The following is a 16,829-nucleotide window of genomic DNA, read 5'->3' as shown; positions in this document are numbered from 1 at the left end:
CGGTGACCCCGGTGTCACTACCCCCGTTCGGGGGTGAAGGAGCGGCGGGATCCGGCGCGAAGGAGCGAGGGAAGGGGTGTTCCGCCATGGCCGAGCGGATCGAGGCGGTGGAGCTGCGGGCCGCGCTGGTGCGGCTGCGGCGCGGCAGCGGACTGCCGGTCGTCTTCGGCGGCCTGATGGACGGCGGCCGGCCGCTGCGGATCGGCGAGCTGCACGGGGCCGTCACCCCGGCCCTCCGGGGCCTGGCGATCTCCCCCGGCAACGGCCTGGGCGGCAAGTGCCTGGCACTGGCCCGGCCGTGCGCGGTCACCGACTATCCGGTGGCCCGGCACATCACCCACGAGTACGACCTGCCGGTCTCGGCGGAGGGCCTGCGGTCGGTGATCGCGGTGCCGGTGGTCGTCCGGCGGCAGGTGCGCGGGGTGCTGTACGGGGCGCTGCGGGACGCGCTGCCGCTCGGCGAGCGGGTCTTCGACGCGGCGGTGGCGGCGGCCCGGGACGTGGAGCAGGCACTGGCCGTGCGGGACGAGGTGAGCCGGCTCGTGGCCGTACGGGACGAGGCGAACCGGCTCGCGGAGCCGGCGGAGGCGTCCGCCCCGTCCTGGGAGGAGGTGCGGCACGCCCACGGCGAGCTGCGGGCCCTCGCCCCTCGGGTCCTCGACGAGGAGCTGCGGGCCCGGCTGCTCGCCGTCTGCGGCCGCCTGGAGTCGGCGGCGGGCCGGCCGGCCCCGGTCGGGGGCGTGGCACTGACCCCGCGCGAGACGGACGTCCTGGCGGCGGTCGCGACCGGGGCGACGAACGCGACGGCGGCGCGGCGGCTCGGGCTGCGCCCGGAGACGGTCAAGGGCTATCTGCGCTCGGCGATGCGGAAGCTGGGGGCGCACACCCGTCTGGAGGCGGTGGTGGCGGCGCGGCGGGCGGGGGCGCTGCCGTAGCTTCCTCGGGCCGGGGCGCCGCCGTCGCCTGCTCGGGTGGGGGCGCTGTCGTGGCGTCCGCCGGCGGGGGCGCCGCTTGATGGTCCGTCGTCGGGTACAGCGTGCGGGCCTCGACCTCGGGGCCGCGCAGGAGGCGGCTCACGGCCTCGTGGACGTCGTCCCCGAGGTGGTACGGGCCGGTGTGGTGGAGGAGGAAGAACCGCCCGGTCTCGTCGAGGAGCAGCATGGCGCCGTCGAAGGTGGTGTACCCGACCGGGAAGAGCCGGGTGCCGAGGGCGCCGGCGAGTTCGGCGACGTCCTCGCCGCTCTCCTCGTAGATCCAGTGCGGGGTGAGGCCGACGGCGTCGGGCGGGGTGCCCGGGATGTCGAACCGCAGTCCGCCGTACGCGCGGACGAAGGCGCGGGCGGCGGGGAACGCCTCCACGGGGTGCCCTTCCGCGGCGAACCGTTCCGTCACGGTCCGCAGCAGCGCGCCGAGCCGCTCGTCCCCGACGTCCCGCCCGGGACGGTGCCCCGCCCGGGCGAGCAGCGCCGCCGTCTCGGCCCGGCTCATGCGGGGCGGCCCCTCCTCAGGCGTCGGCACGGAACACCACGTCGTACGCGCCGTCGGCGGGGCCGGTGAGGCGGAGGGTCCGTTCGGCCTCGTCGGTGAGCGCCGCCCGGTCGGCGCGGGTCAGCGGGCCGAAGGGCTCGACGGTCAGCGTGACGCGCCCCCGGGCCTCCTCCAGGAACCAGAGGCCGGCGAGGAGCCCGTCGAGGAGGAAGACGCGGTGGGCCTGGTTGCCGGTCCAGGTACGGCCCCGGTACGCGTCGGGGACGACCCGGCGCCGGTCGGCGTGCGAGAGCAGCAGGTTGTCGAACTCGGGCAGGAAGCGGGGCGGGGCGGGGACGGACTCGTCCGGGCGGGGCGCGTCGGGCAGGTCGAAGAGCTCGGTGCCGTCCTCGTCCCGGAGGACGAGCAGCCGGGGCCGCAGCCGCTCGAACACGGGCCGCAGCCGGGTCAGCCCGCACCAGGTCTGCATGTCCTTCACGGAGGCGGGTCCGAAGGCGCCGAGGTAGCGCAGCACGGTCCCGTCGAGGTCGGCGGCACCCTCCGCGGCGCCCCCGAACCACACGTCGGTGGTGGTCAGCGCGACCTGTCCGCCGCTCCCCCACAGCCCGCGCGGGGTGACCTGGACGAGCGGCAGCAGGCAGCGGGCGGCGACGGTCAGGGCCTGCGGGTCGGCGTCCGGCCACTCCTGGAGGAGTCGCTCGCGGAGCTGTTTGGGGGTACGGGGCTCCGCCTCGACGAGCTCACGGGCGAGGGCGGCGAGCCGGTCGAGGTCGACGCCGTCGAGCCCCTTGCGGAACATGCCGAGCTCGCGGTCGATCGCGCCCGGCTGGGCGAGGGCCCGCAGGGCGACGGCGTCGTCGGCGGTGTGGGTGTGGACGGTGGAGCGCAGCGTGACGATCCGTGCGACGGCCCGCGACTCCATGAGGCCGGACAGCTCCTCGGGCCGGAACCCGTCGAGACGGGCGGCGAGGGCGTAGTACGGCGGCTTGGTGTTCTGCGCCTGAAGCCCGACGAGATGGCGCACGGCCTCCTCGACCCCGAGCGGGGAGTGCCGGAGCAGCAGCTGACGGGCGAGCGTGGCACGACCCAGGGCACGGCGCGAGACCGGGGAAAGGGAGTCCATACGGCGACGCTACAAGGCATGGGGGCCAGTACCTGTCCTGTTTCGTGTCGGCCGCGGGCGGAGGGCCGCCCTCCACCGGCGGAGAGCCGCACCCCGGCACGCTCCGCCCCGTCCGGCCCCGCCCCCGCCCGCCCCCTTCTCACCCATATATCCTGATCATCCCATGGGGACCCGGCAGCGGGACCCGCAGCAGCCGATCCGGAGGTACGCACGTGTCCGATCGACGCCCCCGCGCGGCCTGGCGCCGCCATCCGGAGCCGCCCCCGGCGCCCGCGACCCCGGAGTCCCCCGCCGGGGGGCCGAGCGTGATCCAGGCGACGCTGTACCGCGACGGCCGCAAGGTGTCGTCGCCGGCGACGCTGGCGGAGACGTACCGGCAGCTGCGCGAACACCCGGACGGCATGGCGTGGATCGGCCTTCACCGGCCGTCCGAGGAGGAACTGCACTCCCTGGCCGCCGAGTTCGACCTCCATGAACTCGCCGTCGAGGACGCCCTGGAGGCCCACCAGCGCCCGAAGCTGGAACGGTACGGCGACACGCTCTTCGTCGTCCTGCGCGCGGCCCGCTACCTGGACGCCCAGGAGGAGGTCGACTTCGGCGAGCTCCACGTCTTCGTGGGGCCCGACTTCCTGATCACGGTCCGCCACGGCGCGGCCCCGGACCTGTCGGCGGTCCGCCGCCGCATGGAGGAGAACCCCGACCTGCTCGCGCTCGGCCCGGAGGCCGTCCTGTACGCCATCCTGGACGCGGTGGTCGACGGCTACGCCCCGGTCGTCGCCGGCGTGCAGAACGACGTCGACGAGATCGAGACCGAGGTCTTCGGCGGCGACCCCGCCGTCTCCCGCCGCATCTACGAACTCTCCCGCGAGATGGTCGAGTTCCAGCGCGCGACCCGCCCCCTCGTCGGCATGCTCCACGGCCTGATGGCCGGCTTCGCCAAGTACGGCACCGACGAGGAACTCCAGCGCTACCTCCGCGACGTCGCCGACCACGTGACCCACACCAGCGAACGCGTCGACGGCTTCCGCCAGGCCCTCACGGAGATCCTGACCGTCAACGCGACCCTGGTCACCCAGCAGCAGAACGCGGAGATGCGCGCCCTGGCCGAAGCCGGCTTCGAACAGAACGAGGAGATCAAGAAGATCTCGTCGTGGGCGGCCATCCTCTTCGCCCCCACCCTCGTCGGCACCATCTACGGCATGAACTTCGACAACATGCCCGAGCTGCACTGGGCCGGCGGCTATCCGTTCGCCGTGCTGCTGATGGCGGTGGTGTGCACGAGTCTGTACGTGGTCTTCAAGCGGCGGGACTGGCTGTAGACACGGGGCCTCGTCGGGCGGCCGATGTCGTCACTGGTCGGCGAGGACCTCGTTGACCCGGGTCTCCGCCGTCGAGAGGAGTGTGTCGATGTCGGCGTCCTCGTCGGTGAGGATGCCGGACATGACGTCGTCGAGGATCCTGTAGACCTCCTGGGCCATCGGCGGCTCGGCCTTGCCGGGTACGGGGTTGTCCATGAAGGTTCTGAAGTTGGCGACCGGCATGGTGGCGTTCGCCAGACGGGTGGCGTCGTCCTTGGTCTTGGACCCGTCGAGCCAGAAGTTGGGCTGCGGGATGCCGACCGGCAGGCCGTCGGCCCGGGTGCGGGACCAGTCGAACTGGCCCTTGCCCACGGTGAGGTTCTTGAAGTTCAGCCAGGCGATCGCGGCCTTGATCTTGTCGGGCGAGATGCCCTCCTTGACCATGTAGGTGTTGCCTCCGGCGAGCGTGTTCGCGCCACCGGGTATCGGGCCCATGCCGAAGTTCTCGTACCGCGCGCCGAGTTGCTGGACCATGTAGGTGATGTCGTCGGGCGCGGCGAGGAACATGCCGAGTTTGTCGCCGGCGAGCCGCTTCTGCAGGTCGCCCCACTTCAGCAGCTGGGTGCTGCCCATGGAGTCGTCCTCCCAGCGCATGGCGTGGAGGTTCTTCGCGACCTGCCGGCCCAGGTCGGTGTTGAAGGCAGCCTCGCCGCCGGTCGAGTCGACGACGTCGCCGCCGAGGCTGTAGAGCTGGGCGGTGAAGTGCCAGCCGCCGGTGTTGCCGGCGGAGTACTCGCCGAAGCCCGCGACGCCGTCCCCGAGGGCGGCGATCCTCTTCGCCGCGGCACGGACCCCCTCCCAGGTGCGCGGCGGGGCGTCCGGGTCCAGGCCGGCGTCCTCGAAGAGCTTGCGGTTGATCAGCAGGCCCATCGTGTAGTTGCTGGTCGGCAGGCCGTACAGCCTGCCCCGGTGCCGGAGGGAGTCGAGGACGTCGGGGTTGATGTCCTGGAGCAGGGGCACCGTCCAGGGGTTCACGTACGCGGAGATGTCCTCGGCGCCGTTCTCCGCGAGGACCTGGGGCAGGTCGGTGAAGTAGGTGAAGAAGACGTCGGGCTGCGACTTGGCCTTGAGCATCGCGGTGAAGCGTGCGGGCTCCATGCACTGGCCCGGGGTGGACCGGCCCTCGACGGTCACGTTCGGGTACGTCTTGTTGAACTCGGCGACGTCCTCCTTCCATTGCTTCACCTCCGCCTCCCTCGTGGCCGGCGGCATGCAGTCGATGGTGATCGTCACCTTCGTCCTCGGGTTGAGCACGGCACTGGGATCGGAGGAACCGGTGTCCCGCGCACCCCCGCCTCCCCCGCCGCAGGCGGTCAGCGAGCAGGCCACGAGGACGGCGACGGCGTGGTGTCCGCGCCGGAGCGGGGCGTTCTTCATCGGTGGTTCCCTTCGGGCGGTTCGGGCTGGAGCAGGGCGGCGCCCACCGCCGGGTTGCGGTGGGCGCCGGTGCTCCCGCCGTGGGGCGGAGCGGGGTCAGCAGGGGTTGATGTTGATCTTGAAGGTGGACGTGGTGTTCCGGATGTCCTGGGCGTTGTCCCGCAGGCGCAGGCAGGTGAAGGTGACCTCGCCGACGGCCGGGCCCTGGCCGGGCTCGGGCATCTCGTTGGCCCAGATGCCGAAGCCGGACTTCGCGTCGAAGGCGTCGCCGGACTTGCGGGCGCCGGTGATGGAGATGTCGGTGAAGACGGTGTCCTTCACCGGGTTCTCGGGCTGGGAGCCGGTGTACTTGGTCTGGAACATGATGCCGCTGTAGGTGGGGTCGACGATGTCGACGTGGCTGACGCGGATGCCCTGGAAGACCTTGGAGGCGGAGAAGATCCAGATGCCGGGGAAGGTCTGGCTGCCCCAGAAGTGGCCGCCGGACCGGACGATCGAGATGTTCTCGAAGTTCGTCGGGATGGTCCCGAAGCCGTTCATCGGGTAGCCGAAGTCCAGCGACGAGATGGTGATGCCGGAGTAGACCAGGGTGTCGGCGATGTGGATGTTGCGGAAGGTGTTGTCGTAGCCGCCGTAGACGGCCACGCCCGCCGCCCGCCAGGTCAGGGTGGTGGTGAGGTTCTCGTAGACGTTGTTCTTCATGTCGGCGCCGCCGGCGTCGATCGCGGAGAACAGCGCGAAGCTGTCGTCACCGGTGGCCCGGGCGTCGTTGTTGACGACGTGGTTGTCCGTCGACCCGTTGGTCATGTTGACCCCGTCGGCGAACATGTTGCGGATCCGCGAGTTCTTGATCGTGACCCGGTCGGTGTTGGCGCCCCAGTAGAGGCAGACCATGTGCTCGTTCCAGATGTCGTCGATGACGACGTCGGCGACGTTCGCGAAGTCGAAGACCTTGCCCGGACCGTCGATGCGGGTGACGTAGTTGCCGAAGTAGGCGAAGCCCTTGAAGAGCGAGCCGTTCGCGGTGGCCTCGGCGCGGAAGCCGATGTCGGTGTTGTCCTGCGTGGTCGGCGCGTGGAACTTCGTGTACCACGGGCCGGCGCCGACGACCTTGACCGCCTTGCCGTAGACCTGGAACTTGCTGGAAGTCTGGTAGTCACCCGCCGGGAGGTACACGCCGACGAGCTTCCCCGTGGTGTCCATGCGGACCTTGTCGAGCGCGTTCTGCACGTCCTGGTGGGTGAAGCCGGCCGGGACGGTGTACGTGGCCGGGTCCGGGTTGGCGACCGGGGCGACCTGCTCCAGGTTGACGAAGTCGATCGCGTAGTGGGCGGCCGAGTTCGCGGCGTCCTTCTGGAGGCGGATCCTGCTGCCCGCGGGGATGGTCTCCCCGAACATCAGGTTCGCCTCGTCGTAGATGTGGCGCGGGGCGCCGGAGCCCGGGTCGTTGCCGGGGCCGGCCTCGGCGCCGTACAGCCAGGCGTACTTCGAGGTGAGCGGCAGGGCCTTCTTGAACACCCCGTCGACGTAGACGTTGAGGGTCGAGTTGATGCCGCCGCCGCCCGGGGCGTCCGGGATGGAGAAGCGGGTGACCAGGGTGTTGGTGGCGGCGCGGGTGGTGAACTCGACGTACTCGCCGGTCGCGTCGAGGGTGACGGCCTTGCGGCCGGACGCCTCGCCCGCGACGTCGCCGACGGTCCGGTTGGGCCCGACGACGGAGGCTCCGCCGCCGGCGGTGCCGTCCTCCGCCTCGTACATCGTGTACGGCATGTTCGCGCCGCGTCCGACGAACAGCGGCTGCGACTGCGTGTTGTTCTCGCGCTTGACGGGCAGCTCGTTCGCGTCGGCCGCGATGACCGTCCTGACGGTGTACGAGCCGTTGGCGGCCGTCCAGGTGCCGAGGCTCACGACGGCCGAGGCCCCGGGGGCCAGCACGCCGCTCTGCGGGGCCGTCAGCGTCTTGACCACGCCGCCCTGAGCGTCGACGAGCTCCAGCGTGACCGCGCGGTCGCCGGACGCGGTCGGCTCCGTGCCCTGGTTCTTCACCGCGACCTTGAAGGTCACGGCGTCGCCGGCGGTCGGGCTCGACGGGCTGGTCGTCACCGAGGTGGCGAGCAGGTCGGAGCTGGCGACCGGCTTGACCACGAGCGCGGTGGGCCGGGTGTAGGCGTTGTTGGTCTCGTTCTGCTCCAGGACCTCGCCCGCCTCGTCCGCGACCGCGCCGAGCTCGTACGAGCCCGCGGCGCGCACGCCGAGGGAGACGGGGACGGTGGCCTGCGCGCCGGCGGCCAGGGCCGGGACCTGCCCGGTCGCGACCTTGGTGCCGCCGAGCCGGACGGCGACCTTGCTGGCCGCCGCCGGGGCGGCGCCGTCGTTGCGCACGACGGCGGAGACGGTGATCTCGTCGTCCTCCTCGGGCGCGGCGGGCGTCGCGGTGAGGCCGGTGACGGTGAGGTCCGGGTTGGGCGCGGGGACGCCGATCGCCTGGACCTCGGCGATCTGGCCGCCGGGGGCGCCGGTGTTGGCGGTGAACTTCAGCTGGACGTCGGCCAGGCGCGCGGTCAGCGGGATGGTGACCGTGTTGGCGCTCGCCGGGTCGAAGGAGTAGCTCTTCGCCGCGATCCTGCTGGTGAAGCCGGTGGCGCTCTGCTCGCGGCCGAGGACCTCGATGGTCTGGTTGCGGGCCTGCCACGCCTGGGCCGGGTCGAGCTTCAGCACGAGCCGGTCGAGGTCGGCGTTGGCGCCGAGCTTGACGGTGAGGGTCTGCGGGTACGCGCCGCCCCCGCCCTCCCAGTAGGTGGCGGTGTCGTTGTCGTTGGCGTTGCCCGCGGTGAAGCCGCCCATGGTCGAGGACGCCTCGATCGGCTTGCCGACGGACAGGTTGGACCCGGTGCCGCCGCTGCCGTTGCGGGTGACGCTGTTGGAGGCGACGGAGGTGTTGCCCGCCGCGTCCTTGGCGACCACGTGGTAGGTGACGGTGGCGCTCGCCGGCTGGGTGTCGGTGTAGGTGGTGACGCCGCCCGCGACGCTGCCGCGCAGGACGTTGTTCGCGTAGACGTCGTAGCCGGTGACGCCCCGGTTGTCGGTGGCGGCCGTCCAGGTCAGCTTCACCTGGCCGCTCGCGGGCTCGGTGAGGCCGAGGTTCGCGGGGGCGGTGGGGGCCTGGGTGTCGCCGCCGTCGCCGGTGCGGGTGACGGTGTTGCTGTCGGCGGACTGGTTGCCGGCCGCGTCCTTGGCCCGGACCCGGTAGGAGACGGTCTGGTCGGCCGGCCGGGTGTCGGTGAAGGTCGTGACGTCCCCGGCGACGGAGGTCAGCAGGACGCCGTCGGCGTAGATGTCGTAGCCGGACACGCCCACGTTGTCGGTGGAGGCGTTCCAGGTGAGCTTGATCTGCCCGGTCGCGGGCTGGGTGTAGGCCAGGTTCGCGGGGGCGGACGGTGCCTGGGTGTCGCCGGTCGCCGGGCCGTACACCTCCAGCTCCGCTATCTGGGCGGCGGGCTGCACGGTGTTCGCCGTCACCAGGACCCGTACGTACCGGGTGGTGGTGGAGTCCAGGCTGATCGTCGCGGTGTTGTCGTTGCCCGCGTTGAACGCGTATGCCTGGGAGGCCGACAGGTCGGTGAAGGTGGTGCCGTCGCCGCTGCCCTGGATCTTCAGGGTCTGGCTGCGGGCGCCCCAGCCGGCGGGCAGCTTGAGGACGACCCGGTTCACCGCCACCGAGGCGCCGAGGTCGGCCTGGAGCCACTGCGGCAGGGTGTTGTTGGTGCTCTCCCAGTAGCTGGCCCGGTTGCCGTCGTTGGCCTGGGGGGCCGCGTACACCTCGGTGTGGCTGGTGGCGGTGAGCGTCTTGCCGGCGGCGAGGTTCGCGGAGGAGCCCTCGGCCGCGTGCACCTCCAGCTCGGAGAGCTGGGCGGCCTGCCAGCCGGTGTTGGCGGTGACGTTCACCCGGACGAAGCGGGTCAGCGTGGCCGGGAAGGCGACGGTGACCGTGTTGGCCGAACCGGGGCTGAAGGTGTAGGTGGCCGATGCCTTCAGGGTGGTGAAGCTGGTGCCGTCGGCGCTGCCCTGGAGGGAGAGGGTCTGGTGACGGGTCTCCCAGCCGGCGGGCAGCTTCAGGACCACCTCGTCGACGCGGGTGGTGGTGCCGAGGTCGGCCTGTACCCACTGGGGCAGGGAGCCGCCGGCGCTCTCCCAGTACGTGCCCTGGTTGCCGTCGGTGATGGTGCCGGCGCCGTAGCCGGGCTGGGCGCTGCCGGCCGAGGCGGCGTCGCCGAGCGCGATGTTGGGGCCGCCGGCGGCGTGGGCGGCCACCAGGGGGCCGCCCAGAGCCAGCAGGCTCGTCGCGATCGCGGCGCTCAGGCACCGTGATCGCCAGGAGGGGGTTCTCATCGTTCCTCGCTTCGTGGATGGCGGGAGGTACGGCGGGGACGCCCGGACGCGGTGCCGGGCGTCCCCGCCGGTGTCAGGGCGTCAGCCCTGGTTGAAGACGAACTGCGTGCCGGGCTGCGAACAGACGTCGCCCTTGGCGGAGTTCGTGACGGTGACGTCCGTCAGCGTGGCGCTGCCGCGCGCGCCGCCCATCGCGAGGATTCCGCAGCCGTTGTTCGACTTGTCGATCCGCACGTTGGTGATCTTGACGTTCGCCATCTCGCCGCCACCGGTCTTGAACTGGATGCCGTCGTACGTGGAATCGACGATGTCCGTGTCCTTGATGGTGACGCCCGGGATCGGCTGGCCCTGCGGGAACAGGGTGATGGCGCCGAACTCCTGGTCCTCGTTCCAGAACGCGCCGCCCGTGCGGTACAGGGCGTTGTTCGAGATGAGGGTCTGCCCGGAGAAGGGCAGCGGGTCGTGGTCGGTGGCCAGCATGATGCCGGGGTAGTTCATGGTGTCGGCGATGATGTTGTTCTCGATGGTGTTGCCGAAACCGCCGTAGATCGCGATGCCGTTGGCCCGCCAGGGCAGCTGGATCGTGTTGTTACGGAAGTGGTTGTTGGATCCGATGTCCACCGAGGTGTCCTTGACGTACTTGCTGGCCCAGACGGCCAGGGCGTCGTCACCGTTGTTGCGGAAGGACGAGTTGTAGACGGTGGAGTTGCGGGTGCCGTTGGCGAAGTTGATGCCGTCGGCGTAGGTGTTGCGGATCCGCATGCCCGAGAACTCGACGCCGTCGCCCGGCCCCCACAGCTCGGGGATGTTGGTGTAGTCGCGGCCGGCCCAGACGCCGACGTTGGCGTGCTCGATCCAGACGTTGCTGATCTTCGTGCCCTTGCCGAAGCGCCCGTTGAGGCCGACACCGCCCTCTTCCTGGGCGTTGTTGCCGCGGATGGTGCCGGAGCCGAAGATCGCGATGTCCGAGATCTTGGTGTTGTGGTCGATGTCGAAGCCGAAGTTGCCCTCGTGCGGGTGGTTGATGCCGCCCGCCTGGTGCGGCGGGGTCAGCGTGTAGAGCTGCGAGTGCCACATGCCGGCACCCCGGATCGTCACGTCACGGATGCCGACCGTGTTGTAGATCCCCCGGTTCAGCGGGTCGTCGGTGAGGATCTTCTGCTCCTGGCGCCACTGGCCCGCCGGGATCCAGACGCAGGGGATCTCGCCCTTCTGGTCGGCGGTGACGGCGCGCTGGAGGGCGTCGGTGTCGTCGATGCCGTCGTTGGGCACGGCCCCGTACTGGGTGATCGAGACGCACTCCGCGGGCTTCGCGGCCGGCGGGGCGACCTGCTCCAGGTCGATCAGGTCGACGATGTAGAAGGCCGCCGTGTCGCCCGCGTCCCGCTGGAGCCGGAACTTGGTGCCGGCCGGGTAGGACTGGGTCAGCAGGGCGTGGGACTCGTCGAACAGACGGCGGGCGTCGGTTCCCGGCGTGTTGCTGAGCCCTTCCGGGTCGTCGCTGGTGCCGTAGAGCCAGCTGTGCTTCGAGGACAGCGTCAGCTTGCGCACGAACTGGCCGTCGGCGTACAGGCTCAGCGTGGCCTCCCGGCCTCCGCCGGCGGCGGCGTCCGGGATCGAGTTGCGCACGACGATGGAGTTGGCGGCGTTGGTGGAGGTGAACTCCACGTATTCGCCGGTGGAGTTCAGGCGGACCGACTTGCGGCCGGAGGACTCGGTGGCGAAGTTGGTGTGACCGAAGGTCCGCTTGGCGTCGGTGGTGAGCAGGGTGCCCTGGTAGCTGCCGTCCTCCGCCTCGTACTCCGTGTACGGCACGGCTGCGCCCCGGCCGACGACCAGGGAGCGGCTGAAGACGTTGTTGTTCTCGTTGGTCTCCGTCACGGTCGCGGTGGCGTCGGCCGTCGCGGTGAGGGTGACGCCGCCGCTCGCGGCGGTCCAGGTGCCGGAGAGCGGCACGGTGACCGACTGGCCGGCGGCCACCGCGGGCGTGGTCCCGTTCAGGGTGGTGGTCCCCGCGGCGAGGCGGGTGACGCTGCCGGCGGGGACGCCGGTGGTGCCCCGGTTCTGGACGGTGGCCGTGAAGGAGACCTGCGCGCCGACCGCCGGGGAGGACGGGTTCGGGGTGATCGCGGTGACCGTCAGGTCGGGGCCCGGGGTCTGCGTGACGTTCATCTTGCCCGTCGCGGTACGGCTGTTGTTGCCGTTGTCGAGCTCGGGGACCGTGTCGGTCGGGTCGACGGCCGCCGAGACGGTGTAGGCGCCCATCGGGCGCTTGCCGATGGGGACGTTCACGGTGGTCGACTGGCCGGCGGCGAGCGCGGGGACCGCGGCGGAGCCCGCGACGGTGCCCTCGGCGCTGACGTCGACGGTCGTGGCCGGCGCGGCGGCGGTGCCGGCGTTGCGGACGGTGACCTTGGCGGTCACGTCGTCGGCCTCGGACGGGGTGGCCGGCTCCCAGGTGAGCTCGTTGACGACGAAGTCGGGGGCGGGGGCGGCCGTGCCGAGGACCTGGATCTCCGCGACCTGCGTGCCGGGGGCGCCGTTGTTGGAGAAGCCGGTCAGGCGGAGGTCGGAGACCTTGCCGGTCACCGGGATGGTGACCGTGTTCTGGCCCGACGCCGGGTTGAAGGCGTAGTCGGCGCGCGCCTTCAGGGTGGTGAAGCCCGAGGCGGCGGAGGCCCGGCCGAGCACTTCGAAGGACTGGGTGCGCGGGCCCCACGCGGAGTCCGGGTTCAGCTTGACGACGACGCCGGTGACGTCCGCGTCGGAGCCCAGCTTGACGGTGAGCGAGGCGGGGAAGCCGGCGGACTCCCAATAGGTGGACGTGCTGTCGTCGTTGGCGTTGCCGGCGGCGTAGTTCTGGGTGGTGGAGGTGGCCTCGATGGGCTTGTTGCGGGCCAGGTTGGTGCCGGTGACCGGGGGCGGGTCGCCCGGGTCCTCGCCTCCGCCGGTCTCGCCGTAGACCTCCAGCTCGGAGAGCTGGGCGGCGTTCCAGCCGGAGTTGGTCCCCACCTGGACGCGGACGAAGCGGGCCGTGGCCGCCGGCAGGTCGATGTTCACCGTGTTGGCGGCGGAGGGGTCGAACGCGCGCGCCTGGGCGGCGGTGAGGGTGCTGAACGCGGTGCCGTCGGCGCTGCCGAGGACGGCGAGGGACTGGTTGCGCGCCTCCCAGCCGGTCGGCAGCTTGAGCGCGAGGCGGTCGAGGTCGACCTGCGTGCCCAGGTCGACCTGCACCCACTGCGGGAAGGAGCCCAAGGGGCCTTCCCAGTAGGACTGTTGGCTTCCGTCGGTGACGTGGGACGCCGGGTAGCCGCCGTTGGCGCCGCCGGCCGTCGCGGCTCGGCCGAGCGCGAGGTTGGTGTCCGCCGCGGCGGCCTGCGCGGGGACGGGGAGCAGTCCTACGGAGATCAGGCCCGCTGTCAGCAGACCGACCCCCAGCCGCCTGCTCGGGTGTGTGCCTCTCATGGTGACCTCTCCGCATGCGGGCAGGGTTCGTGACCTGTCCCCTGTCCGTGGAGCACTCACCGACGGACGCACAGGGAAGCTCATGGAGCTCGGCAGGATCACGCGCCAAGAGCCCAACATGGCTCTGACAAGGATCGGATGACAGCCAGCCGGGTTCTTGAGTTGCTCTGTGGCTCATTTACGCTGTCAGCCCGCAAGGTTTCTACTGGATGACGACTTTGTCAACGGTTCCCGTTCGATCCCCGGCAAGCGAGGGAGCCGGAAACGACAACGGCACCGATGTCGACGCCGCCAGGGGCGGGGACACCGGTGCCGGTGGGCAGGAGTCATTCAGTTATCGGACGGCAAGTCCCGGTAAAAACGCGGGAGTTCGGGCTCTCGAGTCAGGAAGCCGGCGGCGGAGCCGTCGAGCCGCGGACCACGAGCTCGGGCTCGAAGAGCAGTTCCCCCGAGTGGTGCTGGGTCCCCTGGACCTGCGTGATCAGGAGGTCCACCGCGGCGCGCCCCATGGCCTCGATGGGCTGCCGCACCGTCGACAGCGGCGGTTCCGTGCACGTCATGAACGCGGAGTCGTCGAAGCCCACGACCGACACGTCGGCGGGAACCGCCAGGCCGCGCCGCCTGGCGGCCCTGATCGCGCCGAGGGCCAGGGGGTCGCTGCCGCAGACGATGCCGGTGACCCCCCTGTCGAGCAGCCGCGCGGCAGCGGCCTGACCGCCCTCCAGGGAGAAGATCGAGCGCTCCACGAAGGTGTCGTCCCAGTCCAGGCCGGCCGTCGCGGCGGCCACGCGGGCGGCTTCCAGCTTGCGCCGGGAGGGCACGTGGTCGCCGGGTCCGAGCACGAGCCCGATGCGCTCGTGCCCCAGCGAGGCGAGGTGGCGCCACGCCTGCTCGATGGCGACGGCGTCGTCGCAGGACACGCACGGGAAGTCGAGCCCCTCGATGGACGCGTTGATCAGGACGACCGGGATGTTGCGCTCGGCCAGCCGGTAGTAGTGGTCGTGCGGGGCATCGGCCTGCGCGAAGAGTCCGCCGGCGAAGACGACACCGGAGACGTGCTGCTGGAGCAGGAGTTCCACGTAGTCGGCCTCGGAGACGCCGCCCTTGGTCTGGGTGCAGAGCACCGGGGTGAGTCCCTGCTGGGCGAGCGCACCGCCGATGACCTCGGCGAACGCCGGGAAGATGGGGTTCTGGAGTTCGGGAAGCACCAGGCCGACGAGCCTGGCCCGCTCTCCGCGCAACTGCGTCGGCCGTTCGTAGCCGAGCACGTCGAGCGCCGTCAGCACGGACTGCCGGGTCGTCTCGCTGACTCCGGGCTTGCCGTTGAGGACACGGCTCACCGTGGCCTCGCTGACCCCCACCTTTTTCGCCACCAGAGCAAGTCGTCGCGTCATACACGCAAGTGTAGCGCAAACTACGCAAGCGAGTTTCGCCATCTTGCTTACTCGGGTGGCTTTCCTGACGTAAAAGAATCGAAAGGCGCCCTGCTCCCTCGGTCAGGAAAGGCGGCCCTCGCGTCAGGGCCAGGGGGTGGGCTCCGGGGGCGTGACGACCGGAGGGCGGTCGTCACAGGTGAGGGTGTTCGGCAGCAGCCAGGGCGCGAGCCAGCCGCCGTCGTTGCCGCCCAGGTCGGTCAGCGCGAACTCGGAGCCCGTGGCGGGGAAGTTGAAGGAGCCGCAGTTGTTGACGCCGACGGCCCCGACGTTGCGGGCGTCGACGTTCTCGAAGGTGGCGGAGCCCTTCGTCCGGGCGCTGAGGACGGAGTTGCCGGTGCCGTCGACCCGGATGTCCTTGAAGTGGACGTCCGGAATGCCGTGACGGTCCTTCACCCCGTACTCGCTGACCAGCATGATCGCGTTGTGGGTGGAGTCGAGGTAGTGGTCCCCGGCGACCCGTACGTCGGCGTCGATCGAGCCGTCCAGGGCGTAGAGCCAGAGGGCGCCGAGTCCGATCTTCCAGTTGAGGTCGAGGGTGCCGGCGCGGACGGCGGTGTTGTCGGTGAAGCGGAGGGTGCCGGTGAAGGGCTGGGCGCCGAAGCGGGATCCGGCGTGCAGGGCGCTGCCCTCGCGGACCGGGTCGGCGACGAGGTTGCCGCTGACGGTGTTGTCCTCGCCGCCGTAGATCGCGATGCCGTTGGCGAGGGTGGGCGACTGGACGGTGTTGCGGGTGACGGTGTTGCGGGCGTCGGCGGTCTTCTCCGACCAGAGGGCGATGCCGTCGTCGCCGGTGTTGCGGATGAAGTTGTTCCGGACGAGCGAGTCGGTGACGCCGGTGTGGAAGTTGAGGGCGTCGGCGATCTGGTCGGTGATGATGTTGTTCGTGACCTTGACGTTGCGCAGGGGGCCGTCGAACCAGAGGCCGACCTTGGTGCGGTGCAGGTGGAGGCCGTCGATGGTGGAGTCGCTCATGGCGCCGCCGATGGCGTTGACCTGGTCGGTGTCGATCCGCTCGCGGACGTCGCCCTCGATCGCGAAGCCGCGCAGGTGCACGTCGCGGCTGCCGCCCTCGGAGGCGGGCTTGCCGTAGAGGCCGACGCCGGTGTGGCGGGAGCCGTCGGGCGCGGGCTCGGCGAGGGTGACCTGACGGCCCTTGAGGACGGTGTGCCAGTTGCCGGCGCCGACGAGGGTGACGTCGTCGACCTCGATGTGGCGGTCCACCCGGAAGGTGCCCGGCGGCAGGTAGACGGGCCGGTCGAGGCGGCGGGCGAGGGCGATGGCCCGCTCGATTGCGGGAGCGGCGTCCCGGCGGCCGGTCGGGTCGGCGCCCAGGAGCCGTACGTCGATCCCCCCGCGCTCGACGTGCGGCGGGGCGACGAGTTCGGTGTCGAGGAGGTCGATCACGGTCCAGGCGGCGCGGCTGCCGGCCGGCACCGTCAGGCGTACCTTCTCCCCCGCCCGGAAGGTCTTGCCGAGCTTGAGGCGCTGCTCGTCGTAGAAGTGGGTGGGCCGGAAGGGCTTGTCGAAGACGGGCGCCGGCGTGGTGGCGGACGGGACGCAGGCGCACTCGGCGAGCCACCAGTCGGGGTGGAGCAGGTCGGCGCCGGGGTCGTTGGTGAAGGGGTACTGGTTGTAGAGCCAGGAGTACTGCGAGGTCAGCGCCATCGTCGTGCGGTGGCGGCCGTCGACGGAGACGTCCAGGGGCGCGGTGATGCCGCCGCCCCCGGGCGCGTCCGGGATGCTGTAGCGGACGGTCAGGGCGTTGGCCGCGCGGGGCAGGGTGAACTCGACGTACTGGCCGGGGACGAGCCGGACCGCCTTCCGGCCGGACGCCTCCGAGGGGAGGGTGTACGGGGTGCGGTCCGGGCCGATGACGGTCCCGTCGGTACGGGCGTTCTCCGCCTCCTGCTCGTCGAAGGCGACGTCGGCGCCCCGTCCGGCCACGAGCGCGGGGTCGAGTCCGGCGCGGGTGACGGCCGGGGCCGAGGGGCGGGCGGGTCCGGTGGGTGAGGCGGTCGCCGTGGTGACGGCCGCCTGGCCGAGGCAGAGGAGCGCGCAGGCGACGGCGGTGGCTCTGGTACCGGCGCGCACGCGCGGACGAACGCGGCTGGGGATCATCTGAGCTCGCTTCTCTGACGGTGTGGAGCCGCGGCGAACGGGCGTCGCGGCGGCGGGCGGACGGTGCGTCGGCTG

9 protein-coding genes are annotated in these 16,829 nt (G+C 71.4%); 2 read left to right on the top strand and 7 right to left on the bottom strand.

All coding sequences use genetic code 11. The features are described from left to right. Nucleotides 1–86 precede the first annotated feature (86 nt). Nucleotides 87–935 (top strand): LuxR C-terminal-related transcriptional regulator, encoded by an 849-nt coding sequence (locus ACIGHB_RS00285; protein ID WP_399908174.1) that lies wholly within the window; start codon nt 87–89, stop codon nt 933–935. On the opposite strand, the gene ACIGHB_RS00280 is transcribed toward ACIGHB_RS00285, so the two are convergent. Both ACIGHB_RS00280 and ACIGHB_RS00275 read right to left on the bottom strand, forming a co-directional pair. Then, entirely contained in the window at nt 841–1,488 is a 648-nt protein-coding gene (locus tag ACIGHB_RS00280) for an SUKH-3 domain-containing protein (RefSeq protein ID WP_399908171.1), read from the bottom strand. The genes ACIGHB_RS00285 and ACIGHB_RS00280 overlap by 95 nt on opposite strands. A gap of 16 nt (nt 1,489–1,504) precedes the next feature. Continuing rightward, a complete protein-coding gene (locus ACIGHB_RS00275; protein ID WP_399908167.1) occupies nt 1,505–2,611 on the bottom strand; it encodes a winged helix DNA-binding domain-containing protein in 1,107 nt (368 codons plus the stop codon). A gap of 212 nt (nt 2,612–2,823) precedes the next feature. Here ACIGHB_RS00275 and ACIGHB_RS00270 point away from each other — a divergent pair, with 212 nt between their 5' ends. Then, the gene (locus ACIGHB_RS00270) at nt 2,824–3,930 is read left to right on the top strand and encodes a magnesium and cobalt transport protein CorA (RefSeq protein ID WP_399908164.1); all 1,107 of its coding nucleotides are present in this window, start codon (nt 2,824–2,826) and stop codon (nt 3,928–3,930) included. Between the two features lie 30 nt (nt 3,931–3,960). Here ACIGHB_RS00270 and ACIGHB_RS00265 read toward each other — a convergent pair whose 3' ends face one another. From ACIGHB_RS00265 to ACIGHB_RS00245, 5 genes are all read right to left on the bottom strand, one after another. Continuing rightward, on the bottom strand, nt 3,961–5,346 hold the full coding sequence (locus tag ACIGHB_RS00265; protein WP_399908161.1) for an ABC transporter substrate-binding protein: 1,386 nt from the start codon (nt 5,344–5,346) through the stop codon (nt 3,961–3,963). Between the two features lie 96 nt (nt 5,347–5,442). After that, complete coding sequence (locus tag ACIGHB_RS00260; protein WP_399908157.1) at nt 5,443–9,735, bottom strand: discoidin domain-containing protein; 4,293 nt, start codon at nt 9,733–9,735, stop codon at nt 5,443–5,445. 81 nt (nt 9,736–9,816) lie between these two features. Then, nucleotides 9,817–13,200, bottom strand: coding sequence for a CARDB domain-containing protein (locus ACIGHB_RS00255; protein WP_399908154.1), 3,384 nt, complete (start codon nt 13,198–13,200; stop codon nt 9,817–9,819). A gap of 383 nt (nt 13,201–13,583) precedes the next feature. Continuing rightward, complete coding sequence (locus tag ACIGHB_RS00250) at nt 13,584–14,594, bottom strand: LacI family DNA-binding transcriptional regulator (RefSeq protein ID WP_399908151.1); 1,011 nt, start codon at nt 14,592–14,594, stop codon at nt 13,584–13,586. Nucleotides 14,595–14,717: 123 nt separating this feature from the next. After that, entirely contained in the window at nt 14,718–16,754 is a 2,037-nt protein-coding gene (locus ACIGHB_RS00245) for a glycosyl hydrolase family 28-related protein (RefSeq protein ID WP_399908148.1), read from the bottom strand. Nucleotides 16,755–16,829: the final 75 nt, after the last annotated feature.

The organism is Streptomyces sp. NPDC085460 (genome assembly GCF_044541975.1).
Taxonomy (GTDB): Bacteria; Actinomycetota; Actinomycetes; order Streptomycetales; family Streptomycetaceae; genus Streptomyces.
Note: the sequence above shows the minus strand (reverse complement) of the source record. Positions and strands in the feature narration are given on the sequence as shown.